Annotated in this window: 26 protein-coding genes; 15 read left to right on the forward strand and 11 right to left on the reverse strand. The window is 60.4% G+C overall.

Translation table 11 applies throughout. The features are described from left to right. Positions 1 to 4: 4 nt before the first annotated feature. The 5 genes from H281_RS0111715 (at position 5) to H281_RS37270 (ending at position 3,267) form a co-directional block, all read left to right on the forward strand. Positions 5 to 931, forward strand: coding sequence for a recombination directionality factor (locus H281_RS0111715; RefSeq protein ID WP_020067297.1), 927 nt, complete (start codon positions 5 to 7; stop codon positions 929 to 931). Next, positions 928 to 1,863, forward strand: a complete 936-nt coding sequence (locus tag H281_RS0111720) for a hypothetical protein (protein ID WP_020067298.1) — start codon at positions 928 to 930, stop codon at positions 1,861 to 1,863. The genes H281_RS0111715 and H281_RS0111720 overlap by 4 nt, the downstream gene beginning before the upstream one ends. Positions 1,864 to 1,962: 99 nt before the next feature. Further along, a complete protein-coding gene (locus H281_RS34570; protein ID WP_020067299.1) occupies positions 1,963 to 2,349 on the forward strand; it encodes a hypothetical protein in 387 nt (128 codons plus the stop codon). Beyond that, positions 2,346 to 2,627 carry a hypothetical protein gene (locus H281_RS0111730; protein ID WP_020067300.1) on the forward strand — a complete coding sequence of 94 codons (282 nt, stop codon included), beginning with the start codon at positions 2,346 to 2,348 and terminating at the stop codon, positions 2,625 to 2,627. Before H281_RS34570 ends, H281_RS0111730 begins: the two co-directional genes overlap by 4 nt. Before the next feature lie 418 nt (positions 2,628 to 3,045). Next, positions 3,046 to 3,267: a hypothetical protein gene (locus H281_RS37270; protein WP_020067301.1), complete on the forward strand. Its 222-nt coding sequence runs from the start codon at positions 3,046 to 3,048 to the stop codon at positions 3,265 to 3,267. On the opposite strand, the gene H281_RS0111740 is transcribed toward H281_RS37270, so the two are convergent. Continuing rightward, positions 3,245 to 3,574, reverse strand: a complete 330-nt coding sequence (locus H281_RS0111740; protein WP_123282665.1) for a helix-turn-helix domain-containing protein — start codon at positions 3,572 to 3,574, stop codon at positions 3,245 to 3,247. The genes H281_RS37270 and H281_RS0111740 overlap by 23 nt on opposite strands. 268 nt (positions 3,575 to 3,842) lie before the next feature. On the opposite strand from H281_RS0111740, the gene H281_RS0111745 reads away from it, so the two are divergent. Both H281_RS0111745 and H281_RS0111750 read left to right on the forward strand, forming a co-directional pair. After that, positions 3,843 to 5,717 carry a hypothetical protein gene (locus H281_RS0111745; RefSeq protein ID WP_027804505.1) on the forward strand — a complete coding sequence of 625 codons (1,875 nt, stop codon included), beginning with the start codon at positions 3,843 to 3,845 and terminating at the stop codon, positions 5,715 to 5,717. A 146-nt stretch (positions 5,718 to 5,863) separates the two neighbouring features. Next, positions 5,864 to 6,919 carry a toxin-antitoxin system YwqK family antitoxin gene (locus tag H281_RS0111750; RefSeq protein ID WP_051120948.1) on the forward strand — a complete coding sequence of 352 codons (1,056 nt, stop codon included), beginning with the start codon at positions 5,864 to 5,866 and terminating at the stop codon, positions 6,917 to 6,919. Positions 6,920 to 7,520: 601 nt separating this feature from the next. Here H281_RS0111750 and H281_RS0111755 read toward each other — a convergent pair. Further along, entirely contained in the window at positions 7,521 to 7,895 is a 375-nt protein-coding gene (locus H281_RS0111755; protein WP_020067305.1) for a hypothetical protein, read from the reverse strand. Positions 7,896 to 8,026: 131 nt separating this feature from the next. Here H281_RS0111755 and H281_RS0111760 point away from each other — a divergent pair, with 131 nt between their 5' ends. The 3 genes from H281_RS0111760 to H281_RS0111770 are packed head-to-tail and all read left to right on the forward strand — an operon-like array spanning position 8,027 to position 11,371. Then, positions 8,027 to 9,583 carry a recombinase family protein gene (locus H281_RS0111760; protein ID WP_027804506.1) on the forward strand — a complete coding sequence of 519 codons (1,557 nt, stop codon included), beginning with the start codon at positions 8,027 to 8,029 and terminating at the stop codon, positions 9,581 to 9,583. Further along, positions 9,561 to 10,475, forward strand: a complete 915-nt coding sequence (locus H281_RS0111765; protein WP_020067307.1) for a ParB/RepB/Spo0J family partition protein — start codon at positions 9,561 to 9,563, stop codon at positions 10,473 to 10,475. Before H281_RS0111760 ends, H281_RS0111765 begins: the two co-directional genes overlap by 23 nt. Positions 10,476 to 10,513: 38 nt before the next feature. Continuing rightward, the gene (locus H281_RS0111770) at positions 10,514 to 11,371 is read left to right on the forward strand and encodes a plasmid partitioning protein RepB C-terminal domain-containing protein (RefSeq protein WP_241077866.1); all 858 of its coding nucleotides are present in this window, start codon (positions 10,514 to 10,516) and stop codon (positions 11,369 to 11,371) included. A gap of 114 nt (positions 11,372 to 11,485) precedes the next feature. On the opposite strand, the gene H281_RS0111775 is transcribed toward H281_RS0111770, so the two are convergent. From H281_RS0111775 to H281_RS0111820, 8 genes are all read right to left on the reverse strand, one after another. After that, the gene (locus H281_RS0111775; RefSeq protein ID WP_164701870.1) at positions 11,486 to 11,821 is read right to left on the reverse strand and encodes a hypothetical protein; all 336 of its coding nucleotides are present in this window, start codon (positions 11,819 to 11,821) and stop codon (positions 11,486 to 11,488) included. A 242-nt stretch (positions 11,822 to 12,063) separates the two neighbouring features. Continuing rightward, positions 12,064 to 13,173 carry a YagK/YfjJ domain-containing protein gene (locus H281_RS0111780; protein ID WP_164701872.1) on the reverse strand — a complete coding sequence of 370 codons (1,110 nt, stop codon included), beginning with the start codon at positions 13,171 to 13,173 and terminating at the stop codon, positions 12,064 to 12,066. A gap of 344 nt (positions 13,174 to 13,517) precedes the next feature. Beyond that, positions 13,518 to 14,966, reverse strand: a complete 1,449-nt coding sequence (locus H281_RS0111790; protein ID WP_020067312.1) for a DUF3987 domain-containing protein — start codon at positions 14,964 to 14,966, stop codon at positions 13,518 to 13,520. Positions 14,967 to 14,968: 2 nt separating this feature from the next. Further along, the gene (locus H281_RS34580) at positions 14,969 to 15,199 is read right to left on the reverse strand and encodes a hypothetical protein (protein WP_020067313.1); all 231 of its coding nucleotides are present in this window, start codon (positions 15,197 to 15,199) and stop codon (positions 14,969 to 14,971) included. Positions 15,200 to 15,406: 207 nt separating this feature from the next. Next, complete coding sequence (locus tag H281_RS0111800) at positions 15,407 to 16,210, reverse strand: hypothetical protein (RefSeq protein ID WP_033379529.1); 804 nt, start codon at positions 16,208 to 16,210, stop codon at positions 15,407 to 15,409. A 735-nt stretch (positions 16,211 to 16,945) separates the two neighbouring features. Next, entirely contained in the window at positions 16,946 to 17,161 is a 216-nt protein-coding gene (locus H281_RS37645) for a hypothetical protein (RefSeq protein WP_408735238.1), read from the reverse strand. A 133-nt stretch (positions 17,162 to 17,294) separates the two neighbouring features. Beyond that, positions 17,295 to 17,606, reverse strand: coding sequence for a hypothetical protein (locus tag H281_RS37650; RefSeq protein WP_020067316.1), 312 nt, complete (start codon positions 17,604 to 17,606; stop codon positions 17,295 to 17,297). Position 17,607: 1 nt separating this feature from the next. Then, positions 17,608 to 19,008, reverse strand: a complete 1,401-nt coding sequence (locus tag H281_RS0111820) for a tyrosine-type recombinase/integrase (RefSeq protein WP_020067317.1) — start codon at positions 19,006 to 19,008, stop codon at positions 17,608 to 17,610. 570 nt (positions 19,009 to 19,578) lie between these two features. Between H281_RS0111820 and H281_RS0111825 the strand changes: the two genes are divergently transcribed. The 5 genes from H281_RS0111825 to H281_RS0111845 all read left to right on the forward strand — a co-directional run bounded on the left by H281_RS0111825 (position 19,579) and on the right by H281_RS0111845 (position 25,375). Further along, complete coding sequence (locus tag H281_RS0111825) at positions 19,579 to 21,792, forward strand: TonB-dependent receptor (protein ID WP_027804508.1); 2,214 nt, start codon at positions 19,579 to 19,581, stop codon at positions 21,790 to 21,792. Positions 21,793 to 21,886: 94 nt separating this feature from the next. Beyond that, positions 21,887 to 22,573: a Fe2+-dependent dioxygenase gene (locus H281_RS0111830; protein WP_020067320.1), complete on the forward strand. Its 687-nt coding sequence runs from the start codon at positions 21,887 to 21,889 to the stop codon at positions 22,571 to 22,573. A gap of 285 nt (positions 22,574 to 22,858) precedes the next feature. Then, positions 22,859 to 23,512, forward strand: a complete 654-nt coding sequence (locus tag H281_RS0111835; RefSeq protein WP_020067321.1) for a peroxiredoxin — start codon at positions 22,859 to 22,861, stop codon at positions 23,510 to 23,512. Positions 23,513 to 23,589: 77 nt separating this feature from the next. Beyond that, on the forward strand, positions 23,590 to 24,660 hold the full coding sequence (locus H281_RS0111840; RefSeq protein WP_027804509.1) for a rhodanese-like domain-containing protein: 1,071 nt from the start codon (positions 23,590 to 23,592) through the stop codon (positions 24,658 to 24,660). A 127-nt stretch (positions 24,661 to 24,787) separates the two neighbouring features. After that, positions 24,788 to 25,375: a LysE family translocator gene (locus H281_RS0111845; protein WP_020067323.1), complete on the forward strand. Its 588-nt coding sequence runs from the start codon at positions 24,788 to 24,790 to the stop codon at positions 25,373 to 25,375. 18 nt (positions 25,376 to 25,393) lie between these two features. Here H281_RS0111845 and H281_RS0111850 read toward each other — a convergent pair whose 3' ends face one another. Continuing rightward, positions 25,394 to 26,239: an AraC family transcriptional regulator gene (locus tag H281_RS0111850; protein WP_020067324.1), complete on the reverse strand. Its 846-nt coding sequence runs from the start codon at positions 26,237 to 26,239 to the stop codon at positions 25,394 to 25,396. Positions 26,240 to 26,279: the final 40 nt, after the last annotated feature.

Raw genomic sequence — 26,279 nt, forward strand, 5'->3', positions numbered from 1 at the left:
GTTCATGCTGAAAGGCTTGAGCATCACCCCGCCCGTTATCGGGCGGATTTCCATCGGTCGTGTCGTTGAGAAGAACGGCAAACGCCTGCCGGAAAAAGATGACCAATTTACTCTCACGACCCAGATCCAGAACCGCGACGGCTGGATGTTGCATCCGCTCAACGAGGAACTGCGTAAAGCCACCACCGGCAAACTGCGGGCGATCCCCGTGCGGTTCCTGTTCAACGATCCCGACCTGAACCTGCGTGCCGAGTACTCATGTTTCGACCGCGAGACCGGACGGCCTGTCTGCGTCGGTAACGGCGAAACCTGCCGCCGCGCTACGGACGCTGGTATCGAAGACCTGCCGTGCCCGTCACCGGACGGCTGTGCATTCGGTCAGGGCGGCGCCTGCAAGCCCTACGGCCGGCTGAACGTGCTGATCGGCGACGAAGACGAGATGGGCTCGTTCATCTTCCGCACCACCTCGTACAACTCGATCCGCACGCTCGCCGCACGCCTGCATTACTTCGCTGCCGTATCGGGCAACCTGCTCGCCTGCCTGCCGCTGGAACTGAAGCTGCGCGGCAAGTCCACCACGCAGAGCTACCGTTCGGCCATCTATTACGTGGATCTCGGCATGCGCACGGGCAGCTCGCTCGAAGCAGCCGTCACCGAAGCGCGCGAGCTGGATGCGCGACGTCGCGCGGCCGGCTTCGACCAGGCCGCACTCGACGCCGCTGCGCGGGCCGGCTTCGGTAACGGCGCGTTCGAGGACAGTATCGAGGACGGTGCCGCCGTCGCGGACGAGTTCTATCCGGCCCAGTCCCGTGACGACCCTGGTCACGGTGACGGCAACGCCCACGCCGATGCTGGCGGAACGCCTGCGGCATCCGGCCTGAAAGACCGGCTGGATCAGCGCGCCGCATTGCTTGGCGGGAAGGCCGCATGATCCGTCGTCCGGCTCTCGCTCTGGCTGTCGCGGCAACCGGCACTGCCGTCTGCATGTCGGTGTTGGCCGGCTGGCAGCGCGGCGGATGGCTGTCGGAGCGGCTGGTGTGGGTTGCGGTGAGCGTCGTGCTGGTCGGCGGCGCTCATCTGCTGCCCGCACTATGCCGTTCTGCGCCGCTCTCAGTGCGCGGTATCGGTACGCTGCTGTGGCTCGGCTGCATGGCAGCGGCATCGTGGGGGCACGCGACATTCTTTCTGCTGTCGCAGTCGCATGCGGGCGAGGTACGCGTGTCGGCCGTGTCCGTCGCCAGCGTGCCGGCTCACCGGTCGCTGACGGCCGTCATGGCGGAACGGGCCTCGGTTGCAGCCGATCAGGCCGTCGCCGATGCGCAGCACTGCATCCGTGACTGCCCGACGCTACGCGTACGAAGAACCTCACTGGCCGCCCGGCTCGATGCGCTCGACGCCGAAGCGGCGGACGTGCGACGGTATCAGGCCATCGAAGACGGTAACGCCTCGCATCGTGACGCCGCGCGTGACGACCCGGTCTCGGCACGGCTGGCCGCGCTGCGGGGCGTCACCAATACGAGACTCGATCTGTACGTGAGTCTCGCTTTCGCGGCCGTGCTCGAAAGCACAGCATGCCTGCTGTGGTCGATCGCGCTGCTGCCGCAGGGCACATCGCCCATCACGGATCGTCGCGGCCACGTACCCGCAATCACGAACGATGTATCCGACATGACTACGGCTGACGTGCCTATCGTGGCTATCGCTCCTGCCGTGACCGAACCCGAAACCGAAGTCATGAAACTGCGTCGCGACATCGAGGCCGGCCTCCTGCGCCCGACCGTCACGAGCATCCGCCAGCACCTCGGCTGCTCGCAGGCGAAAGCCGCCTCGCTGCGCAAGCTGGTCATCGAGCCGACAGCATAAAGCGGGCGCGTCCTGCGCCCGGTCTCCCTTCTTCACATCCTGCGATCACGCATCCGGTTCCTCCGGAGGCCCGTGCTCGCCCTGATTCTGGAGCCATCAATGAACGACACTATCCGTCTCAAACCGCTTTTTCATCCGGGCCGGCTCCTGGTCACACTCGAAGCCCTGCAGACACTGCGAGCCAACCAGATTCCCATCATCAGCGTCATGATGCGGCACATCGCCGGGGATTGGGGCATCGTCTCCGACGACGACAGTGCGCAGAACGACCTGTCGGTCGCGGCCGGCCTGCGCCTGCTGTCGATCTACCCGCTGCCGGACGGCGCGCGCCTCATCGTGACCACCGAATGGGATCGCTCGAACACCACCATCGAGCTGATCGGGCAACTGGTTTCCCGCAATGCACCGCAGTGCCCGCCCGCGACTGCTCATGCCTGTTACCCGCGATGGCCGACGATCAACCATCCGGTCAGGAGGTGCGCATGAGCAATCGCCCGCGTTTCCGGATGGGCCAGCCCGTCATTACCCCGGCCGCCCAGTCCGTGCTGGAACAGGCCGGGATTTCGCCGACCGTCCTGCTGGGACGGCATCTGCGCGGTGACTGGGGTGAGTTGGGCATCGCCGACATCGCCAGCAACGAGCTGGCCTTGCTGCTCCGCAGACGCCTGCTGTCGAGCTATGTGATACCGGGCGGCGGCAAGGTCTGGATCATCACCGAAGCCGATCGCTCGGTCACGACGATCCTGCTGCCGGAGGACTATTGATGTCCACCCTGATCCAGAAGCTTCATCCGGCGCTGTATCCGGGGCGGCGACTGGGGCTTGCCGGAAGCCGTCAACCGCTCTTCAGCCGGCAGGGGATGTGGGACAGCGGCAGCGCTTTGCATTGCGCGGCAATGGCGCTCGCCATGCTCGGCAAGCTGTCCGATCCGGTCGACGTACGCGGCTATGCGAGTGGCCCCGTTGCACACTTCTGGGATCGGGCCTGGCCGCATTACCTGCATGGGTTGACGCCTTCGGAACTAGTCAGTTTCGTCTGGGAACTCGATGCCGGTGTGCAGCCTGTCGAGTGCGAAGGCTCCGCCGATGAGATCCTGCGCTTCTGCGCGGGGGAACTGGCCGCAGGATGGCCGGTCATCGTCTGGATCGTCAACCGTCGAACCGGTGAACGGCACCGCCGCACTTGGTCGCGGGAATCGAAGAGCGGGACACCGTCCCCAAGGCACTTCTGCTGCTTGATCCGGCAGGCGCCATGCCGGTACTGGCTGCGTGCAACGCGCGGCTGGAATCCGGAAAGCCTCATGCCTCGTACATCACGGCCGAAGCGACCGTGCAGGCAGACGTGGACGGCGCGGTGTCGATCCGCCGACCGGAAGATGGCGCTAGCGAAGCCGGCTGCGTCTGATCTCGGGCGGCGTCGCCGCGTTGGCCCGACGCTTGCCGGTCGGCGCGAGCGACACCCCGTCCAGCGGCGCGAACAGCTCGGCGAGCGTGACGCCCAGCACATGGCAGATGTTGGCCAGCGTTTCGACGGACGGATTGGCGATGCCGCGCTCGATCGCAGAGATATATGTCCGGTCCACATGGGCCTCGAAGGCCAGCGTCTCCTGCGACTTGTCGGCCTCATGCCGGCATTGCTTGATGCGTTGGCCGAGGGCAACGGAGATCGGGGCAGGGGTGTTCGGAGAGGGTGAAGGACGACGGGTAGCCATGCCAGGCAGAATGCCCGGCTGTCGATTGATTCTCGACGTTGTAAACACGACATTTGATGTCGTGTTTACTCTTCATTTTCTTCTGGAGCTGCCGATATAGCGTCGAGAGCTTTGTCGCACGCGACAGTTGCGCGCGCATTTGTAGAGTAAACACTGCAAACACGGGCGCCCGGGCACCCACTGGCGCGGTCGGCCGTGCCCGCCCCTGATCCTTTCTTTTTTTGCTTTAGCGGTACCCGCCAACCATCAGAACAAGGAACCAGAAACAATGAAGACCAGACCCGGCAGGGGAACCATCCGATTTGCGCTGAGCGCCGTTGCATCCGCCATGCTTGCTGCCTGTGGTGGAGGTGGCGGCAGTGGCAGCGGCGGAGGTTCGCCAGGCTCCGGCACAGGTACGGGCGGTAGCCCGTCCGCCACCACGACAATTTCCGGAAAGGCGATCGACGGCTACCTCGGGAGCGCGACGATCTGTTTCGATAACGGGCAGGGAGCCTGCGACAACTCACTGCCCACGGCCACGACAGACGGCACCGGCAGTTATACGCTCAAGGTCACGGCAGACATGACCGGAAAGCATCTGCTCGCCATTGTGCCGGCCGGCACAACCGATGCAACCTCGGGCAAAACCTTCACATCCGGCTTTACGCTGTCGGCCGTTGTGGCGGGCGCGAACCAGAACGTCACGCCGCTGACATCGATGGTTGTCGCGCAGATGGCCAAGGGGGTTTCGCAGGGCTATGCCACGGCGGCTGTCCAGCAGCTTGCCGGCGTCGCTCCCGACAGCGACTACGTGGCAGCAGGCAACAGCGCCGCGCTCTCGCTTGCCCAGCAAACGGTCCAGGCAGTCATCCAGTACGCAGGCGGCTCCATCACAGGCACGCAGGGCGTCCTCAATGCGATCGTCGATTCCGGCTCTCCCGCCGTTCTTTCGACCACGCCGTCCATCCTTGCCGCGGAAGAAGCCGCACTCGGCACTTCGGCAAACGCGAGCCAGATCCTCGCCAGCCCGCTTTACTCGATGGAAGGCTATCTGGGCAATGGTGTGATTTTCGGCGACGCGGACTATCCCGACTACTCGGGCTATCCGTTCCGCAACCGCTACACGCTGTCGGGTTCGACGCTGACCGTGAGCCAGGAAGCCTGGATTGCGACTGTGGATAGCTGGATTACCAACCCGGCTGGCGATGTCATCGACAGCGACCTGAACGGTGACCGGACGGGCAGCCTGATCTCGATGTCGAATGCGAGCGGCGGCTATCTGCAGAAAACCGATGGCACCTTCACGGCCTACCTGTCGCCCGATCGGTTGCATCCGTCGTACAGCCTGTCGAACGTCGGCTCGACGCTCACCGGCACGGACGCCAATACCGGCGACACCGTCACGCTGGCGTACAAATCGGTGGACGTGAGTGGCCAGCCGCTTTCGAGCGCCCTGTCCGTTTCGGCTGATTACTCCGCAGTGCGCAATGCCATGACGGGCATGTTCCCGTCCGGCACGACCGCGTACATCGGCACCCTAAGCCATGCCCACGACCAGGTGCTGATCCCGGCAACCGGCATTGATCCTCCCTGGATTGGCGGCGCGGACAGCACGGCCGGATATTCTGTGCAACCCGATACCGGTCTCGCCATCAATGTTGCAACGCTTGACGGCCATGTCGGGTCGAATACGTCGGTCCAGCAGGCCGTCGGTACGCAGATCGATGTGTCAACGACGGTTCAGAACCGCTCATGCATTCTCCTGAGCATCCAGGCGAACGGCGTCGCGCAGCTCATCGCCAATCCGAACCAGCAGCCGCACGCCGACATCGGCGTTCCGGCCTGCGGGTCGCCCGGCTTGACGTTGCCGGTCAACGGCAGCTGGAGCGTCAGTCCGACCAATGCAAACGTGATGGTGATCACGTTGCCGAATGCTCAGGTCGCAGCCCTTTCGACCTACAGCGACATCGACGACAACGTTCGCCGCGCGATCCTTGCGGGCGGCAACCTCGCGGTTGCGCTCGTCAACGGAAGCCTGCTGTCCGGCTTCGATTACCCGGCCAGTGTGGTTCAGACGGACGCGCAATTCCCGGCGTCGGTATTGAACACGATCGCGGCTTCGATGGTCGCCGCGGCAAAGTCCATGGGTCTCGCTGACTGATCTACATCCGCCGTTCCCCAGATGCGGCGGGCCGGGGTTCGCCGCATCGCATTTCATTTCCCCGTCCATCGCGGCAGGCATGGGTCGGAACGGCCCCACCAAGCCGGCCTGTGCCTGTCTTGTTCTTCATTTCCCAACCTCCAATCATGAAACCTCACGTCTCAACAAGCTGCGTGGCGCTTGCCGCCATCATCACATCCCTGCTTGTCGCTGCATGCGGCGACAAGGTGCTCGACTTCCGCAATGCGGACATTAACAACGGCAAGGTCTACGCCGGCGACTCGAATACGCCGTTCTCGGGCCAGGTGACGAACGTCCCGTTCAATCATGTCCTGATGTCGCAACCCGGTTTCAGCACGGCGATGCAGATCTTCAACACCGCCGTCAAGATCCCGGTGCCGGGCCTGTACAACGTCGCGTTGTGCGACGTGCATGTGCGCGATGGGGCACTCGACGGCAAGACGGTCTGCAAGACTCCGCAGTCGGACACCGTACGAGCCGAGGCGTCATTCAGCGCCGGCGTGTTGACCGATATGCTGACCGTCAATGACGAAGACGGAAAGACCGCGCTCACCAGCGTGTCGTTCGTTGACGGTCAACCTGACGGTAAGCAGGAAATGCACAGGCCGGGCACGCATCAGCTCGTGCACGTTCTGCACTGGAGTCACGGTCGGCCGGACGGCGAGGAAGAAGGCTTCGATCCTGATACCGGAAACCGCACCCTCCACGCCACGCTTTCGCAGGGAAAGTACGATGGCGATTTCACCGAATACGCCCCGGACGGCAAGCAGGTGACCCATCACGTGAAGTTTATTCACGGCGCAAAGGAAGGGGTCGAAGAACTCTTCTATCCCGACACCGGCAAGCCGAGACAGTACGGCCAGTATGCCAACGGACAGTTGACGGGAACAACCAGGGCATGGGACCCGGACGGACGACTCGTGTACGAGCGAGACTACGTGAACGGGGCCAAGGTACCTGACAGCCCCGAGCTGATCGGGTGCATCGAACACGTAATCAATGACGTCAAGGACGCCGGCGACTACACGATCGGTCGCGAGGATGTCGCACGGGCATATTGCAGGGAAAACCCGAACGCAAATCCGGGCACCGCGGCTCAGCCCGCCGTCGAACCGGCGGCTCCTGAACTGGCTCCGCTAACGGCGACCGTCTCATCCGAGACCGCCCCGCCGACTAACTGAAACACGCGTCTTCGCCATCGCTGGAGTCGGCAGGTCTTGGACCTGCTGGCTCGACACTTAGTCGGCTACTTTTTTTTCGGTAACGCCGTCGGCAAACAACCGATAGTGTTGAAAAACTCTTTCTCCGCGACGCCGGACCAGTTCGCGAGAAAGTTGGCCTCTCAGATCGCCCTGCAAGCCGCTCGTGAGCATCGGTCAAAGGCAGGAAGACCCCTGAAAACCTCGCTGAATTCTTGCTCGCCAAGTTTTTCAACACTATCAACCATTAGCCGCCCTTCAGATGCGGCGCCCTTCAGGCATTCAAGCGTCAGCAACAACCCGAAACCCGCCATCCGATCGCAAATTACGAGATGTATGCACGTCGCGTGCCTCTGCGAAGACCGGCAGAGTCATAGCGAAATCGTCCCCGGTGCCTTCGAGCCGCACTAATACGCGGAGCGTCCGCGATGGCCGACTCCGGCGCGTTCATGAACCCGTGGAGGCGACGAAGCTGCGTCAGTGTGTGCACTGATCAAATCCGGGGAGATGGTTTTTCGCCAGTCGTCACGGCTCAGTCGCAAGGTGTTATGGATGTTGAGCAGCGCTGTTAGTCACTCATTTTTTAATCGATCGGATGTGAGCCGACTTCCCCGCGGTTCGTAAGCATGGCAATCGCTTCAAACAGTAATCGAACCACAGCTTCAATATCGGCAGATTGCTGCATCCCTTGTCCTGCAAGAAACATGATTGCCGATCGAACCGACGCAAAATTTTGCGCCAACAGGATAAGGTGTACGCCGTTCGGCCCACGCACCCCCGATAGCCAGTTCTGAACCGTACGCTCGCTCGCGTGCGTCATGCGTGCCAAGGTCTTCACTGCATGCCGGGATGTGCCGGTCTCCCTCTTCAGTGCCACTTCGATCGCCACCGCATATTCGCGGGCGGTGAGTCCTAGGTTTTGTCCACTTGGCAACTTTTTGCGTGTTTCCCGCAACATCTTTCCGACCTCCGAAAGTATATTGATTCGACCTCTACGTGATTGGTGATGGAACGTGCAGGAATTGAAATGCGCGGCTTTTCAGAGAAACGGGGAACGCGGTGATTCGACGGGTGCGAAACGATCGTGCAGTGGATGCTGGCAGCTTGGCACGGGCAGCTGCCTACGTGCGTATGTCCACCGAGCACCAGCAATACTCGACTGAAAACCAGCAGGACGTGATCTTCGCCTTCGCGGCAGCGCGCGACCTGCAAATCGTCAAGATATACGCGGATGAAGGGAAAAGCGGACTGAGGCTCGAAGGCCGCGATCAGTTGAAGGCGCTGCTGCGTGATGTGGAGTCCGGCCAGGCGGACTATTCAGTTATCCTGGTGTACGACGTAAGCCGGTGGGGCCGCTTCCAAGACCCCGACGAGAGCGCCAGCTACGAAATCCGCTGCAAGCAGGCGGGTGTGCGCGTGTTGTATTGCGCGGAGCAGTTCGAGAACGATGGCAGTGCGGTGTCCAGCATCATAAAAAATGTGAAGCGTACGATGGCTGGCGAGTACAGCCGAGAGCTGAGCGTCAAGGTGCATGCAGGCCAAATGCGCCTTATACAGACTGGCGTGCGGCAAGGCGGCCCAGCCGGCTACGGTCTGCGCCGCATGCTGATCGATCATACTGGCACGCATAAGGCGGAGCTGAAACCCGGCGAGCACAAGTCGATCCAGACCGACCGTGTGATCCTTGTACCCGGCCCAGTCGAGGAAACCGATACCGTACGCTGGATATACAAGGCGTTCGTCGAAGACGGGCTGACAGAATCGGAAATCGCGGTCCTGCTGAATCGTGAAGGCAAACGCACAGATCGCGAAACCGCCTGGACACGCGGCACCGTTCACCAGATCCTAATCAACGACAAATACGTCGGTGACAACGTGTGGAACCGGACCTCGTTCAAGCTCAAGGAAGAGCGGGTCAAAAATCCGCCGGCAGCATGGGCGCGAGCCGATAATGCATTCGACGCGATCGTTGACCGGCTGATGTTCAACGCCGCACGCCAGATCATCCTTGCGCGCTCGTACCGACTTACGGACCAAGAAATGTTAGCCGCGCTAGGCCGCGTATTGCTTCGCCACGGCTACCTGTCCGGCATCGTCATCGACGAAACAACAGACTGCCCGTCGAGCAGTGCGTTTGCTAGCCGCTTCGGCAGCCTGATCCGCACATACACCCTGATTGGCTACACCCCTGACCGGGACTACCGCTATCTCGAAATCAACCGGCGTCTGCGCGAGTTGCACCCGGGAATCGTTTCGGATGCGATGAGCGCCATGACAGCCGCTGGGACAAGGGTGGAACGTGACTCGGCAACCGATCTCCTGCGAGTCAACGATGAATTTACCGTTTCGCTCGCTCTGTGCCGATGCCGCACGACGGAGGCGGGAACCAACCGCTGGACCGTTCGGTTCGATACCACGTTGAAACCCGACATCACGGTCGCTGTGCGGATGGAATCTGACGCGCAATCGATTCGCGACTACTACCTGCTTCCGGCCATTGATCTCCGGTCAGAACAACTCCGTCTCGGAGACTACAACGAGCAGGGCTTCGATGCGTATCGCTACGACGACCTGTCGATGCTTGTCTATCTCGGCCGCCGAGCACCGCTACGTGGAGGAATTCATGGATGGCAACCAAGTACGTGAGCCTGCGCTGTCGTCGTCGCACAAGATCACGCCGATCTCTGCCGACCGGCTACGCGTGCTCAATCCGCGCACACGCAATCCGCTGTTTTTTTCGCAACTGGTGGAGAACATCGCCGTGGTCGGACTGAAGCGGCCGATCAGTGTGGCGCATGGCGGGAAAGATGAGGAGGGAGACTGGTACGAAGTGCTCTGCGGGCAGGGGCGTCTTGAAGCACTGAAGCACCTAGGCGAGACGATGATTCCGTGCTGTATCTTCGATGCGCCGCAAGTTGATCGCTTCCTGATTTCGCTGACCGAAAACATCGCGCGCCGGCGACATACGACCGAAGAGTTGCTGAGTGGCATTCAGGTCCTGCGCGCCAGAGGGTATAGCTCGGAGCAGATCGCCCGGAAAACGAATCTTGATACCAGCTATATCAGCAGCATCCTCCACCTGCTCGATAACGGCGAACAACGTCTCGTGCGTGCAGTGGAGAAAAGTATCGTACCAATCTCGCTCGCAGTCGAAATCTCGCGCGCATCAAGCGAAGACCTTCAAAAGGCCCTGCTGGAAGCCTACGAGCAAGGCACACTCAAGGGCGAACAACTGCTGCGCGTTCGCAAGCTGATCAGTAAACGAGAGGCACTCGGGAAAGCGTACTACCCGAAACCTATCGCCCGCGATGACAAGCCCACGCCGCAGAAGCTGCTGCGCATTTACAAAACGGAAGTGCGGCGACAGCAACTCAATATCCAGAAGGCACGGGTCCAGGAAGAACGCCTGCTGCTGATCACGTCGGCCATGCGGCACTTTCTGACTGACGAACATTTCCGTACCCTGCTGCGCGCCGAGCAGATCAGCGATATTCCCGAAGTCATAGCCCGTCGTATTCCACCGGAGATACTGCCATGAGCACGGTCAGACATGGATTCGACCCGACAATTATCGAGGTGCAGCTCGACCAGATTCATCCTCTCGTGCCGATCCGCGCCAAGGTGCTGGAAACGCCGAAGTTCCGGACGATCCTCAGTTCAATCCGCGAGCTGGGCGTAATCGAGCCACTGGCCGTTCATCCGTCACGGGATCGCGAAAGCCATTTCGATCTACTCGATGGTCGCCTGCGGCTCGAAGCCCTAAAACAGCTCGGGCATGCAAAGGCCCGCTGCATGGTCTCGCTCGACGACGAAGGGTTCACGTTCAACCGGCAGATCACCCGCATCGCGTCGGTACAGGAGCATCGCATGATCCGTGCGGCGCTTGCCAAAGGGGCATCGGAAGAACGGATTGCTCAAGTGCTCGACATCGACGTGAAACGTGTGCGTGAGAAAGCCCATCTGCTTGATGGCATTGCGCCGGAAGCGGCCCGGTTGCTGAAGGATCGGCAGGTGATCCCCGCCGTTTTCGCTGTACTGCGCAAGATGAAGCCGTTCCGTCAGATTGAAGCAGCCGAGATGATGATCGCCGCGAACAAGTTCACGAAGTCCTATGCAGAAATGATCCTCGTGACCACGCGCACCGATGCGCTGACGGACAAGGCCAAGCCGAAGAAGCAGGAAGAAATCTCGCCGGAAGACATATCCCGGATGGAAGCCGAAATGGAGCGCCTGCAACAGGACAGCATGGCCGTGGAAGACACTATCGGCGACACCATGCTCTCACTCGTCGTGGCGAAGGGATTCATTACCCGTTTGCTGCGCAACGAGAACATCCGCAGTCATCTGAAGCGGTACCACGAAGACCTTCTGTCCAGCGTGGTGGCGACGATCGACGCGATCGCCGCAGATAATCGGGCATTGGAGCGGGAGTAGACCGGCTGCGACAACGGACTCGAGGCGACGCCGATCTGGCATATCAGGACGGACGGGTAACGCGCCGCTAACGCAACGTTACCCGTCTGTCGTGAATGGTAACGACGCGGAACCTTACTCGTAACGCGAAGTTTCGGATGACTGGCCGGTCGGCAATGCGTCCGCCACGTCACGCTCCGCCTGCGCCCTTGCTTCCTTGCGCAGCTTCGACAGCATGCTTTTCAACGCCGCCTCCTTGAACTCGATGTTCGTTTCTGCCGTCAGGTGCGTAGCAATGTCGGCATATGGCACGCCGATGCCGTGCATGTGGTCAACCACTTCCCACAGATCGCGCAGCACATCGATCTTGGCCGGCTGACGAGTCGGTTGCAACTGCTGCAAGCTTGCCTTCAACGCTTCGATGTCGATCGAGCCGACCCGCTTCTTTTCATGCGCAAACCCTTCACTCATACCCATCTTTGAACCTCATTAAAAAATAACCTGAGACATCAGCTAGCAAGCATTCGTCCGGCATCGCCCGCCTGAACGCCACTCGCACATTGAAATTCCGAAAACCGGCATTGACCAATGGTCTGTCCCGAGTCTGGCACTGAGCCTTGTCCTACAGGCCCAGGAACCAAATCGGATATGCACGACAACAAAACCCCGCACCATATCAGCGCGGATTTTGTTGCCCGAATACCATTCAAGCCTTATTCCCTGCTGCGCCTGCGACCCCCGAACTTCGGTCTGGGCAAACGCCCCGTGCCGAACAGCTTGCACTTCTTCGTCGGCTTCGCGTACACGAGTTGATCCTCCTTCGCGAGGTACGCCAGGCGCTTCAGCAGGCGGCCACGCTTGTCGTGGTCGTAATAGTCCGTCGGACCGAGCACGTAATCCGGGTAGCGATTACGGTTGCAGTTATGCGCGTAGCCGCGGCCTTCCGTGATTACCTCGCGCCAGTAATCGCAAATCTGCTGCGCGAGCCATTCGTGCTGCTGAATCTGCGAGCCGTCGAAGAAAAATGCCGCGTGCATGTGGTACCCGCCAACCAGCGCATACTCGATGCGCCACACGTGCCCGATCTTGTGCTCGAACAACGAAGACTTGCCGCGCATGTTCTCAAACAGCCGATCACGGTCGCGCATCACTTCTTCGATACCGATGCGAGCCAGACCGTTACCGGGCAGATCCTGATCGTTACCGCCGAGATACGCGCTCACGCCCTCCGCGTGCGCCTGCTCTGCCTGCGCGATCACCTCACGCTCCTTCTCCGGCTCGATACTTGCCGCGTGGTAATAGAAATCGACGCGAACCGTCACGACGCGGGCATAGGCGTTGCACAAGGCGTTCAAGTACCGTTCGAGGCGAGCGAAGTTTGTTTCCGATCTCCGATCCCAGTCGTCGAGCTTTCTGCGCGTCCCCGCCCAGTCGGCTTCCGCCCGATAGGTGCGACGGAAGTCTTCTGCGACTTCGGCTTCGAGCTGACCATCGAATACCAAGCTTCGCGGATTCAGGCAGGTGCAGCAGCGGATCGGATGCGTGCGGAACACTTCGAACAACTTCTCGATGTGCGGCGGAAACGTCAACGCACTCGAATAGAGGTACGGGATCTGGCGCAGCGCCGACAGAAAGCTGGCCGCGTGCTTCGCTTCCGACGTCACCCGCTTGTTGCCGCTCTTTTCGCTCACCGTGAAGAACGGCTCATTGCCTTTCAGCATTAACCGTGCGATGACATCGATCATCGGCAAGTTCGCAATTGACATCGGCAATTGGCTACGCTTTCCGTTCTTGAGCATGACCGAGTGCATACGCTGATCCATGGCGACCTCGTCGCTGATACCAGCGTCACTGCCGGTATCAGCTGCATCGATATCTTTTTTATTACCATCATCGATAGGTATGGAAGCGTCCTCGCCACCTTCACCTCGATCGTCATCTTCATCATGCTTATTCATTCGTTATCCTCAGTTAAATTGCTATCTTATTAATTAACCAGAACGACCGACTGGCGAATCTCTCCCTGCTACGTGCATGACGTAACCGTAATGTGCCGCTGCACGTGTGAAATCCGCGCCGCACCAGACGCACAGAAACGTGCCGCAGAAAGATGCCGGGTGCCGGGCGATCCGTCATCAGGCCCGCAGGATGGCCTGCTGGCTCGGGGTCAATGCGAGAAGTAAATAGTCGGGTAATACTCGGGCGACAGCTCGATCCAGGTGCGATTGCCGCGCTTGAAATATCGCGCGTAACCCACTTCGCAGACGAAATCGAACGCGCGCTTTGCCTGACTCGGGCTCAGGCCCATGTTCGGTGCGGTGTCCACTAGCCAGCGCAGCTCGAACTCTCGCTGGCGCGTCTTCCCGACGAGTTGGATCAATTCAACGTGCAACAACTGAGCGTTTTGTTCGATAGTCGAGACCTTTCGCTGGGGCATGAAACGGTGCTTGTAGTGCTCCGTTCCCCAGCGCACCATCTGCGCTGCGCGCTCCATCGTTTCGCTGCTCACCTCGCCCAGAAGCTGCTCGAACGCGTGCATGGCCACCGCGAACTTCACCGCCCGCTCCATCTGACGCGGGGCATGCTCGGGCAGCGCCGCGAGGTCGCCGCCGGGCATGCCCCGGCGCAGGTACTCGTTGTGCAATGCGACCACGCAGCGCTTCGCCTGCGGCGTGCTGCGGATCACGCGCCGCGTCGTGACGCCGGACTTTGCCCGGACGAGCGCTTCACCCAGGAAACCCGTGACCTGATCGCGCCAGACATCGAGATTCGGCGGTGCCGGCAGGTTGTCCACGTCGATGAACCGGGGGGTGCTTTCGGGGATCTGGATCATCGACCCGCGCGAAGCCAAGCCTTTCAGCCGGAAAATCCGGCCGTGCCGGGCATCGAACCCGGCCGTATCTTCCGGTTGCACCGAGATCAGGATGCTGCCGCACGCGTCAACGATCATCGGCGAGGATTTCGTTGCGCGCGCGGGTGCCTGCGGCTGCCCGTCGAGCATGCGGATATACGTGGACAGGCTACGCTGGAACCACGGCGCCCTCAGAAATTGGCCCTCGTCGTCGGACACGCTGAGCGAGGAGCACTGCCCGGATTGATCGAAGATGCTTTCGGGCGTCGGATCGGTCAGCAGCTTCGTTGCGTAAACCGGTCCGTCATCGCTGCGCTCATTGTCGGCGAAGGCACCCGGCGCGCCTCGCGACAAAGCGGCTACCTCGTATTGATGCAGCTTGTGCGCGTCGTTCGCCTCGCATGCCTGCTGGCAGGAGACGAACGGCTGCTCCAGCAACTGGCGCACGGCGCTTTTGCCCAAACCCGATGCGGCATTGAGGTAGACAAAACTCGTCGTCCGGGCAGTTCCGCCTTGAGGCATTTCGCTATCGACGAGCGGTTGCACGCACAGCGAAGCGAAGTGCGGCACCAACGCTGCAACGATCCCGGAATGCGCGCCGCGACGGATCAGTTCCGTTGCCGTGCGGTGCATCGTCGGGGGCAGGATGTCGAGCGGGAAGTCCGGCAGGTGGAACTGGTCCGCACCGTACAGCGTCGTGTGCGAGTCGATCCCGCCGATGCGGCTCTTGCTATCGGTGGCATAACCGGAGTAAATCGGGTTCATGATTACGCCCCCGTCGTCGAAGAAGCGGCCGGCGTGGTGCCGAACAGTTTGTCGACTTCTTCTTCCGGCCACGCGAGGCGGCGATTCGGCAAGCGGATCGGACGAACGGAGCAATAAGCGCCGTCGCGCGAATAAGCCTTCAACACGGTCTGGCGCAAAACCAGCATCCGTGCGGCGAACTCTTCGGTCGAGAGGTAGCGGCGCTCCAATGCAGCCGCGATAGACAACGTCATAAAAAATCTCCCAAGCAGATATGAAATCAAACAGGCTTCACGTCGCACGGAAGCCAGATTCGAATCGCAATACTTTGATTCGTTTCCATCTGGCTCCATGCGAATCGCTTGGGGCGATTATTTAAAAAAGAGGGTAGGCAAAGGCGATACGTCCAGTTCTTACCACGCCTCAATTTGGTGCGTCGGTTTCGGCACCACGTGGATCGGTCAGTCTGACTTGTTCCTCAACCTCCCACGCATGGTTTCCTCTTTAAAATGTCTATTGGTCTTGTCGCCATCGTCGTCGAAATATTCATATACGACGACATCAAGAGATTTCAAATAGCCTTTCAGTGGTGAGCGAGGGTCGTCTTTGCGTTCATCGGCCAGCAATGCCAGTGCCTTGAAAACGCTTTTGTAATCATTCTTATCGATCGCACGTATCCACGCTTCGCGCAACTCGTCGCGCAGTGGATCACGGAAATCTGGAGCCAATGCGAGTTGTAACTGGTTCCTGCCTTTGATCGGATAAAGCTCGCCGAGTGAATGCCGAATGCCTCGCTCATTTAGGAAGCAGATGAGATCACCTCGTTCAAACCCTATTTCCCGAAAGCGTTGCATGTCAGGGACATAGGAAAAAGCCGGCGCTGTTCCCCACCGTGAGTTCTGACGTAATTGCCGTTGGCGCGAAGACCACTCTTCCTGGGTCCCCCGGAGATACAGGCCCAGCAAGTTAAGCCCTTCCTCCCGGGCGTTCGTCGTCGCCCAGATATCGCCGGTCGGCGCATATTCAACCCAGTCAGGGCCTAGTTCTCTTGGGCCAGATCCCAGGCATCGGCAGAGCAAATCGGCTGCCAGCATTTTTCGGTGCTGCGCTTTCGCTGCTGCTTGAGCAAATTCGTTGGTGGATACATCGCCGCCATCCATCGCTTTTCCCGCATTCAGACTTCTGGGCAAAGGGTCATCTTCTATCGATATGCCAAGCGCGACAGAACCCAGCAACTCCCAAAGGGTAACAAAATCAATCTTCACATACCTTCCTTGAATAAAGAGCTTCAACGAATGCGTGCAGCGCACGGCTCATAGCCAGCGCCCCGCTAGACGTAACGGCGTGTGGGCGGGACGGCAGGTCACGATTCTCCTTGCGAACGGAGATTCACGACAGTCGAGGCGGCATGCAATCCCGAATGTATCGCGGCCGTTTGTGATCCAAGGAAATCGAGGCCGCCAACTTAAAGGTACGCATCGCCGCGTCGCATTCCGTGACCTCATCGCCAATACGCGAGTGGAGAGAGAATGCACAGGAAGAGACAGACCTCGACGAGATCGCTCGTAACGCGCAGGAACTCGGCCTAGATTACTGAAATGGCGTGGTGATGTGCGCTGTATAGCGCTGCGGAATGTGTGCGTCCTGTTCCCGATTGCCATCAGAGGCACCTTGCTGGGCTTGACAACGGCGGGATTGTTCGCAGCGAAGTGGGCCCAACGCCTCGAACAGAAATGGATCGCCTCGCCCGAAGCATTGTGGCCGAACCTGAAAGGACGGCTCGCAGTGCATTGAAAATCCGGGAAGCCCGGATAGCTGAAAATCGGCGGCGCGGATCGGACTTGATGCGGTTGACTTCTCATTTACCTGCGGGTTCGATCAGTCGAGATTTCTAACTGTCGCAGGATACGTCGACACCGAGGGCAAGCCAACCGCCCTCTCTAAACAGAATGAAATTTACGCCGGTTTCCCGTTGCGTAGTTGCTCGGCCGGGATACGAATCAGTTTGCCGTCCTGCACCACGACAATAGCGGTATCGGTTGCAAGGCCGTGCGACGCGCAAACTCGGCCGCACGTTGCATGGCGGCAAGCGACGCGCGCAAATCCGGATTCTTTGCTTTGAAAAGTTCTTGCTGCTTCATGAGTTTTCCCCCCAATTCCAGCACGATGGGTATATCGCCTGAATTATCGTACAGTGCCCAGTCGTCCCACTGCATGACGATAATGCTGTACGAAGTTTTTCCGGCCGGCCGTAAAGCGTCGTCGGATGACCGGTTCGGAAATATCGTGGCCACTTTGGCGTACCCCGCTCGGCAACACGCGCGATAGCGGTTTCCGCATTGGGCAGGCTCAGGAAAAAAAGCTAACACGGTAGCCGTGTGCTCGCCACAGCCGGATATGCCGAAGATACCCCAACCCTGACAGAGTGGTTTCAAACGCGAGGCTCTCGCCGCGTCGCGCATACTGCCCGATTTCTTCCAGCATCAAACGGGCCGCCTTGATCGCTGCAGTTTCCGGCGCAAACGGCGCAAGCCCGGCCGCGATAAGGTCAGCATTCACAAAACGGGGAAGCTGTGCCTCCGCGGGTAAGAACGAACGGGCGAACGTTGTCTTGCCAGCCCCGTTTGGGCCGGCAATGATGATGACCTTCTGGCTGGCCATATCAGTTTCCATGCTCGGCAACCTTCGGTGTTTGAGTGAGCGGGGGAACTGCGGCGACGGCCAACATTGGAGTGAACGGAACCGCTGCCTGTTTCAGCATCCACGCCTCAATTCGATCATGCCAGAGGCGCAGCAAATCGAGCGGGCGGCGGCGATAGTGTTTCTCTGCGATAGCAGACGGCTTATGCCCCTGAATCTGCGCTACGACGCCGACCGGAACCTCGACCCACTCGGACAGCGTGCCGAAGGAACGTCGAAGGCCATGCAGCGTGACGTGGGGCAGCCCTGCGGCGGCAAGCGCCTTGTTATGCGCGATGCGCGGTTCGGCAATTTTGCCGTCCTCCGACGTCTTGCTGGAGAAGACCCATTCCGAAGGTATCCATTCCTCACCGCGCTCCTTCAAGCGCGCAAGCTGCCGCCGCTCTGGCGGTGTCTCGTTCAGCCGTTTCAGATTCGTTAGCAACGTCGCCAAATATCGCGTCAGTGGAATCGTGCGTCCTCCCGTTCCCTCAACTTTGTCATCCAGTACAAGGCTGCGCCAGCGGAAATCGACATCTTCCCAGCGCAACCCCGCCCACTCTTCCCGACGCGCCCCCGTAAGCAACAATCCTTGCAGGTAGGCGCTATGTACCGGATTAGTGAGTTGGCGAACCTCGCGAAACCACACGGTCAGTTGCTCGCGCTGCAATGAATCGCCGTCCTTTGCCTTGACGCGCGGGACAACATCGCGGACATCGCGCGCCTTATACGCATCCGCCGGGACGATACCCTTATAGATTGGCATGTCGTCGGCCCAACGGATGAATCCTCGCAACAGACGAAACGACAGGGCCGACATAGTCGGACGCTCGCTCGATTCGACTGCGAGCCATCCGGCTATCCGGTCGCTGCTCAGTTCAGAAAGTTTCAGCGGCCGGAGCGCCGCCAAGGGACCAGGTTGGGTGAGTCCCTTGCCACGCTTCTTCGGCAGGCCACCTACGTCGGCATGCTGCAAGTGATCGCGATAGTGCCGCTCGCCCCAGAACGCCTTACGGCTCTCGATGTACTGATCCCATACCGAGCCAAACGTCGCATCTTGCCGTTGCGCTTCGGCACGACGCGCCTCGTGTGCCGCCTGTTGCTCTGCCCGTACTTCGCGTGGGTCCTTGCCGTCGTCTATCAGGGTTTTTAACCGGGCGGCCTCCGTGCGAGCCCGGCTGAGAGCCCAAGCCCGAGCGTCGCCGATCGTCAGTCGAATCGTCTTTCCGAACAGACGGGATTCGAAGACGTAGGCCTTCGCCCCCGATGCGGTAGCGCGCAACCCAAAGCCCGGCGTCTTCGCGTCCCAATAGATCGTCTGCTGCTTGCCGGGCTCGCACCTGAACCCCTCAACCCGCGCGGCCGTGAAACTCTGCTTTTCCATCCCGAAATTCCATGTAGGCACCGTGTAGGCAAATCATGCGGGAATCGATGGAACTAGGTCAAGGAAAAATCCGTGAATCACTCGCCCAAACCCTTATATTTACTGGGTTCTAGATGCCTACACGGAACTCAATCAAACTCTATGAAGTGAATATTGCTCGGACTCTTAATCCGTAGGTCGAGTGTTCGAGTCACTCACGCCCCACCAAAGAATTTGAAAGGCCGGTTAGCGAAAGCTAACCGGCCTTTTTCGTTTGCTGAGGCGCGCCGGGGAGACCGCGGCAGCGCCTCGCACTTTCTCCGCCCAAAGCTCGGAAAGCACGACTTCTCCCGACCATCCCCTCACCGCATCGCCGCGCCCAACGGCGCAACCTCCAATTCGCCCGCACAAAAATTTCCAATGCGTAACGAATTATTGCGAACTATTATCATCCGTGTAATGATACTGATTCTCATTTGAGAGCAAGACGATGGGTCCATCACCTCTCGGGGCAGGCAGATCGCCTGCCGGTGCCGCACGGGCGCTGGCATCCGTCGAATCAGAAAAATAGCGACAACGACAGGGTTATCGATGTTCCGAAACACGCCTCTCGCGGCGGCCGTTCTGGTCGCGTTCGCGACGCCGCTCTACGCTCAATCGACCGCAACGCCCGCGACCGGCGCCCAACCGGGATCGCCCGCCTCCGCGTCGAGCGTAAGCGCGGAAAGCGCCACATTGCCCACCGTCAAGGTGACGGGCCAAAACAGTCGGTCCGCGGACTTCGCGCCTGACGTCTCCAGCGTCGGCGCCAAAGTGCCGACCGCGCTGCGCGACATTCCGCAAGCGGCGGTCGTGGTGCCGAAGGCCGTGCTGCAATCGCAGGCCGCAAGTTCGTTCACCGACGCGCTACGCAACGTGCCGGGCATCACGATCGGTGCCGCTGAAGGCGGGCAGATCGGCAACAACATCAACCTGCGCGGCTTTTCGGCGCGCACCGACATCTACCTCGACGGCTTCCGCGATCGTGGCCAGTACTATCGCGACACGTTCAACCTCGAATCGATCGACGTGCTGTACGGCCCGTCGTCCCTGTACTTCGGGCGCGGCTCCACGGGCGGCGTCATCAATCAGGTCAGCAAGCAACCGACGCTCAAGCCCCGCGCCGATGTCTCCCTGCAGGCCGGCACGCACGACCGCTACCGCACGACGGTCGATCTGGACACGCCGATCACATCGACGTCGGCATTCCGGATCAACGCGTTCGGCCAAAGCCTGGGTTCGTCGCGCGACGTGATGAAGAGCAAGGACTACGGCGTCGCACCCGAAGTGAAATTCGGCATCGGCACGCCCACGGAAATCACGCTGTCCGCGCTGATCCAGCACAACCGCGATCAGCCCGACTACGGCATTCCGGCGCTGAACGGTCATCCCGCGCCGGTGAATCGCGGCACGTTCTACGGCTTCACCGACGACCGCACGATCCAGGACGTGCAGACGCTGAACGCCCGCATCGAACACCGCTTCAACGACAACCTCAAGCTGCGCAACCAGACCCAGTTCAGCCACTACAGCACGGAAGCACGCGCGACGAACGCGGCGTCGGTGCTGACAGGTCCGCTGCCTACCTCGACGGCGTTGACCAACGGCAACTACACGACGATCGATCCGTCGCGACTGTTCGTGAAGCTGCAAGGCAAGGACCGCAACATCAACGACCACTCGGTCTACAACTCGACAGACGTCGAGGCCAAGTTCAACACCGGCTTCATCAAGCACGATGTCGTCGCGGGCGTCGATCTGAGCCACGAGACGTACAGTAACCAGAGTTTCGCCACCACCACGCCGGGCCTGCCGTCGAACACGATCGCTATCGTGCCGCTCGTCGACCCGACTTATACGACGCGCCCGTCGAACGCGAAAACCGTCGCGACGAACCTTGCGGAGTCGAGCGCGAACGGCGTCGGCATCTACGCGAACGACACGGTGTCCATCGGCGAACATTGGAAGATCGTGGGCGGCCTTCGCTGGGACCGCTACGAAGCGTCGATTCATAACTCGATCAATGCGCCTTCATACGCCACGCAAACAAACTACTTCACGAGCGTTCGCGGCGGCGTGATCTGGCAGCCGGCCGACTGGCAGTCCTACTACGTGTCGTACGGTACGTCGTTTAATCCGTCGCTCGAAGCGCTCACGCTCACGAACAACACGCAGAGCCTGCCGCCCGAGCACAACAAGTCGTATGAGGTCGGCGCGAAGTGGGATCTGCTGGGCGGCGGCCTGTCCGTCACCCAATCGCTCTTCAACATCGAGAAGACAAACGCGCGCACGCTGAATGCCGACGGCAGTTACACGCTCGACGGCGACGTCCGAGTGCGTGGCTATCAGCTTGGCCTCGCGGGCCACATCACCGACAAGTGGCAAGTGTTCGGCGGCTACACGTACATGGACGCGACGATCCTGAAGGCGCTAGACGGCACGACCGGCAAGACGCCAGCGAACACGCCGCGCAACATGCTGACGCTGTGGACGACGTATGCGTTCACTCCGCATTGGGAAATTGGCGGCGGCCCGATCTACACATCGTCGCGTTATGCCGCGAACAACAATTTCGTGAAGGTCGGCGGCTACACGCGTTGGGATGCAATGGCCGCGTATCACGCGAAAAAGTACGACGTCCAGTTCAACGTGCTGAATCTCACGGACAAGAACTACTACGATGCGCTGATTCCGTCGGACGGCGGACGCGCGGTGCCAGGCAACGGCCGCACGTTCCTCGCGACGTTAAACTACCGGTTCTTCTGATCGCCGGAACGAGCGACCAACGTCACTCACGCCGCGCGCTTTCCCGCTCCGTCAGGCAGCGGGAAAGCGCGCGGTTTCGCAGGAAAGTCCAACCATGATTGTCTCGATACCTGACGTATTCAGCCCCGGCGACGCCGCCGCCATGCGCGCGCATCTCGAAGCGTCGACGGACGCGTGGGTGGACGGCCGCGCGACGGCCGGCTATCAGGGCGCGCCAGTCAAGCGTAACCAGCAGATCGCGGAAGGCTCGCCGATTGCGCTGGAAATGGGCGACCGGATCATCGCGGCGCTCGAGCGGCACCCTCTTTTTATCAGCGCGGTGCTGCCGAACAAGGTCTATCCGCCGCTGTTCAACCGCTATGAAGGCGGTATGCATTTCGGCAGTCATGTGGACGGTGCCATTCGTCTCGTGCCCGGCAGCGGCGCGCGCGTACGCACGGACGTCTCGGTCACGCTCTTCCTCACGCCTCCCGACGAATACGACGGCGGGGAACTGCTGATCGAAGACACCTTCGGCGTCCAGGAAGTGAAGTTGCCCGCCGGTCATGCGATCGTTTATCCCGGCACCAGTCTGCACCAGGTGCGGCCCGTCACGCGCGGCGCGCGGGTGTCTAGCTTCTTCTGGGCGCAAAGCCTCGTGCGCGACGATACGCAGCGCGCGATGCTGTTCGACATGGACGGCGCGATCCAGCGTCTGAACGCATCGAACGCGGACGATGCCGCGCGTCGCACGCTCGTCGGCTGCTATCACAACCTGCTGCGCATGTGGAGCGATACGTAAAGTCGTACTAAACGGCGGATTTGTCCTGCAAGCTGGCTAGAGCGGCGCGCATTTTTGTCCTACGCTTTAAGCGCGACGCGTAGCGCATCGGTATTTCGGCTTCGCAGCATCCAGCGAAAAATTCTGCATTCGCTGCGTTCGCATGGTCCTCCCGCGCAAATACAGTCCAACCGGCAGGAGGCAGATGTGAGACAAGCAATTGCCTGATGGAACGGTCAGGCAGCCCGGGGACCGCCTCCTCGACGAGCGGCATCGGTGCCCGGCGCACCCTCATGGAGGAAGACGATGTCGATTCGACTTGGAGAAGAAGCCCCCGATTTCACTGCCGAAACCACCGAAGGCACGATTCATTTCCACGAATGGATCGGCGACCATTGGGTGATTCTGTTTTCGCATCCAAAGGATTTCACGCCGGTATGCACCACTGAGCTTGGCTATCTGGCCGGCCTCAAACCCGAATTCGACAAGCGCAATACGAAGATCATCGGGCTGAGTGTCGATCCCGTCAGCGATCACCAGAACTGGGTGAAGGACATCGAAGAGACGCAGGGCCACGCGGTCAACTACCCGCTGATCGGCGATGCGGACCTGAATGTCGCGAAGCTCTACGACATGATCCACCCGAACGCGAGCGGCGGCACGCGCACCGCAGTCGACAACGCAACGGTACGCTCGGTGTTCATCATCGGACCGGACAAGAAGGTCAAGGCGATGCTGGTGTATCCAATGAGCGCAGGGCGCAACTTCGACGAAGTACTGCGTCTGCTCGATTCGCTGCAGCTCAACGCAAAACATACAGTGGCGACGCCCGTGAACTGGAAGCCCGGAGAGGATGTGATCATTCCGACATCCGTCTCGAACGATGATGCAATGAAGAAGTACCCCGAAGGATTCAAGACCGTGAAGCCTTATCTGCGGTTCGTCACACAGCCGCAGTAATATTGCCGTGCAATGAACCGGGCGCATCGCATGCGCCCGGTCTTTTTCGACGACGCGGGCCACGGAGCAAAATCGTGTTGATCTTCCGGCAGCTATTCGACCAGCAATCGTCGACGTACACCTATCTTCTTGCCGACAGCGCAACGCGCGAGGCCATTCTCATCGATCCGGTTTTCGAGCAGGTGCGCCGCGATACAGCACTCATCGAGGAACTCGGGCTGCATCTGCTATACACGATCGACACACACGTGCATGCCGATCACGTGACGGGCGCGTGGCTTCTCAAACGGCACACAGGTAGCCAGATTGCGATATCGGCTGCGAGCGGCGCGCAAGGCGCCGACCGCTATCTGAACCATGGCGAGCAATGCGTGTTCGGCTCGCGCCATCTGGAAGTTCGCGCAACGCCCGGTCACACAAATGGCTGCATCAGCCTCGCGCTCGACGACGGCAGCATGATGTTCACCGGCGATTGCCTGTTGATAAGAGGCACGGGCCGGACCGACTTCCAGCACGGCGACGCGCACGCGATGTTCCGCTCAGTCCAGAACCAGATATTCATTCAGCCGGACACGTGCCTGCTTTACCCTGCCCACGACTATCGCGGCTTGACGGTCACGAGTGTCGGCGAAGAGCGGCGTTTCAATCCGCGCCTCGGCGGTGAGCTATGCGAAGACGATTTTGTCGGATACGTGACGAACCTGCGTCTGCCGCATCCGAAGCAGATCGACATTGCGGTACCCGCAAACCTCAAATGCGGCGTTGCGACGAGCGACCCGACGCAGACCGCCGAACCGGAGTGGGCGCCGCTCGCCTACACCTTTGCAGGTATCTGGGAAATCAGTCCGCAATGGCTCGAGGACAATCTCCGCTCTGTGCAGATCGTCGACGTGCGCGAGCCAGATGAATTCAACGGACCACTCGGCCGCATTCCCGCGGCCCAGCTTATTTCCCTTGGCGATCTGGCCGCGCGTGCGAGTGAGCTCAAGAAAGAGCGCCCGATCGTTGCGGTGTGCCGTGCGGGCGGCCGTTCTGCACAAGCCACGGTGATACTGCGGCAAGCAGGATTCAACGACGTTGCCAATCTCGCCGGCGGTATGCTGCGTTGGCGCGCGGAAGGCCGCGTCGTCGAAAACGCCGCGATGTAGGCGTCAGAAAGGCCACGAACCAGCGAACCGAGCGCCGCGCAAAAGCAATTTCCTTCAATACACCTTGCCTCGCCGCCGATACCGTGAAGCCGCGTCAATCCCGCGCATTCACGTATCGAGGCACCCGATGTCCGCTTTGCTTTCCATGGCCGCGTTCGCGCTGGCTTCGTCCATTTCACCTGGGCCTGTCAATGTCGTCGCGTTGAGCGCCGGCGCACAGCACGGATTCGCCGCGAGCCTGCGCCACGTCAGCGGCGCGACCGTCGGCTTTACGTTGCTGCTTCTGCTCATCGGCTTGGGACTGCATGAACTGCTCGTGCATTTCCCTAATCTCATTAGCATCGTCAAATGGGCCGGGGTCGCGTTTCTGCTGTACATGGCCTGCAAACTGGTGCTCGACGACGGCCATCTCGGCGCCGACAAGCTCTCACGCGGGCCGTCGTTCGCCTATGGCGCGGCGCTGCAATGGCTCAATCCAAAAGCATGGCTCGCTTCGCTGGCCGGCATGGGCGCGTACGCAGCCGAAGGCGATGGTGCACTCGTCTGGCAGTTCACCGCGATCTATTTCGTGATCTGCTATGTATCTATTGCAAGCTGGGCTTATGCCGGTACTTTCTTGCGCAAGTACTTGCAGGCGCCAAAGCGAGTCAGGCTATTCAATCGGGTCCTCGCCGCGTTGCTCGCCGCGAGCGCGCTTTACCTGCTTACGACATAACGCGCCGGACAAGCGGCCTCAACTGCGATATTGCCCCGGCGTCGCGGCGACGAGCCGCTTGAAAGTGCGCTGAAGATGCGCCTGATCGGCGAAGCCTGCATCGAGCGCGACGTCTGCGATCAGACGGCCGCGCTTCAGCTGCGCGCGGCTGTATTGAATCCGGCGATTGATCAGATACGCGTGCGGCGTCATGCCGTAGCGCTGCTTGAATGCGCGAATCAGATGCGATGCCGACAAGCCCGCCGCGTTGCAGATGTCCTCCAGTTTCAGCGGACTTCTGCAGTTTTCAGCGATGAATTCCGCCGCTCGCGCAAGCTGCCGGCTCGCATCGTCGTCGGAAAGAGGTGCGGGATTTAAGCGATGTTGTACTTCGGAGAAAAACGCAATTGCTGCGCTTTGCTTGCGCAGCAGATCCGTCTTTGCGTCGACGAGAATCGCATGCAGCCCGTTCAGTGCATTGAACAGCGCCGTATCTGTCGTCATGATTTGCGAGAACGCGCGAAACGCGTGGTTTTCGCTGAAGCCCAGTTCGTGCTGCAGGCCAGTGAGCCAGGCAACGTCGACGTGAAGCATGCGATACGACCAGCACTCGTCTGCAACGGGATTGCACGCGTGAACGTCGTCGGGATTCATCAGGACAACCGCACCCGCACCGGTCCATTCGCGCGCGTGGCGATTCACGTACAGACTGCGTCCGCCTGTGACCGCGCCGATGGAGAACGTTTCATGAGAGTGTCTGGCGTAGCAGATCTCGCGGCCATCGTCGATGGAACGCGCCTCGATGTACGGCAACGCCTCGCTACGCCAGAAACGCGGCTCGCTGTCGCGCTTCGCGTGACTGATCGCCTCTGTCGTTCCGCTCATTCGTGCGCCTCCGGCTTTTACGTGGACCTCGCAAAAGCAG

Source organism: Paraburkholderia caledonica, from assembly GCF_000383275.1.
GTDB lineage: Bacteria > Pseudomonadota > Gammaproteobacteria > Burkholderiales > Burkholderiaceae > Paraburkholderia > Paraburkholderia caledonica.

Coding starts and splice junctions, on each gene's coding strand:
- H281_RS0111720 (WP_020067298.1), top strand. CDS start 928: ATGATCCGTCGTCCGGCTCTCGCTCTGGCTGTCGCGGCAACCGGCACT.
- H281_RS0111745 (WP_027804505.1), top strand. CDS start 3,843: ATGAAGACCAGACCCGGCAGGGGAACCATCCGATTTGCGCTGAGCGCC.
- H281_RS0111825 (WP_027804508.1), top strand. CDS start 19,579: ATGTTCCGAAACACGCCTCTCGCGGCGGCCGTTCTGGTCGCGTTCGCG.
- H281_RS37650 (WP_020067316.1), bottom strand. CDS start 17,606: ATGGCCAGCCAGAAGGTCATCATCATTGCCGGCCCAAACGGGGCTGGC.
- H281_RS0111845 (WP_020067323.1), top strand. CDS start 24,788: ATGTCCGCTTTGCTTTCCATGGCCGCGTTCGCGCTGGCTTCGTCCATT.
- H281_RS0111790 (WP_020067312.1), bottom strand. CDS start 14,966: ATGAACCCGATTTACTCCGGTTATGCCACCGATAGCAAGAGCCGCATC.
- H281_RS0111740 (WP_123282665.1), bottom strand. CDS start 3,574: ATGGCTACCCGTCGTCCTTCACCCTCTCCGAACACCCCTGCCCCGATC.
- H281_RS37645 (WP_408735238.1), bottom strand. CDS start 17,161: ATGCAGTGGGACGACTGGGCACTGTACGATAATTCAGGCGATATACCC.
- H281_RS0111750 (WP_051120948.1), top strand. CDS start 5,864: ATGAAACCTCACGTCTCAACAAGCTGCGTGGCGCTTGCCGCCATCATC.
- H281_RS34570 (WP_020067299.1), top strand. CDS start 1,963: ATGAACGACACTATCCGTCTCAAACCGCTTTTTCATCCGGGCCGGCTC.
- H281_RS34580 (WP_020067313.1), bottom strand. CDS start 15,199: ATGACGTTGTCTATCGCGGCTGCATTGGAGCGCCGCTACCTCTCGACC.
- H281_RS0111835 (WP_020067321.1), top strand. CDS start 22,859: ATGTCGATTCGACTTGGAGAAGAAGCCCCCGATTTCACTGCCGAAACC.
- H281_RS0111730 (WP_020067300.1), top strand. CDS start 2,346: ATGAGCAATCGCCCGCGTTTCCGGATGGGCCAGCCCGTCATTACCCCG.
- H281_RS0111830 (WP_020067320.1), top strand. CDS start 21,887: ATGATTGTCTCGATACCTGACGTATTCAGCCCCGGCGACGCCGCCGCC.
- H281_RS0111775 (WP_164701870.1), bottom strand. CDS start 11,821: ATGAGTGAAGGGTTTGCGCATGAAAAGAAGCGGGTCGGCTCGATCGAC.
- H281_RS0111780 (WP_164701872.1), bottom strand. CDS start 13,173: ATGGATCAGCGTATGCACTCGGTCATGCTCAAGAACGGAAAGCGTAGC.
- H281_RS0111715 (WP_020067297.1), top strand. CDS start 5: ATGCTGAAAGGCTTGAGCATCACCCCGCCCGTTATCGGGCGGATTTCC.
- H281_RS0111755 (WP_020067305.1), bottom strand. CDS start 7,895: ATGTTGCGGGAAACACGCAAAAAGTTGCCAAGTGGACAAAACCTAGGA.
- H281_RS0111850 (WP_020067324.1), bottom strand. CDS start 26,239: ATGAGCGGAACGACAGAGGCGATCAGTCACGCGAAGCGCGACAGCGAG.
- H281_RS0111820 (WP_020067317.1), bottom strand. CDS start 19,008: ATGGAAAAGCAGAGTTTCACGGCCGCGCGGGTTGAGGGGTTCAGGTGC.
- H281_RS0111765 (WP_020067307.1), top strand. CDS start 9,561: ATGGATGGCAACCAAGTACGTGAGCCTGCGCTGTCGTCGTCGCACAAG.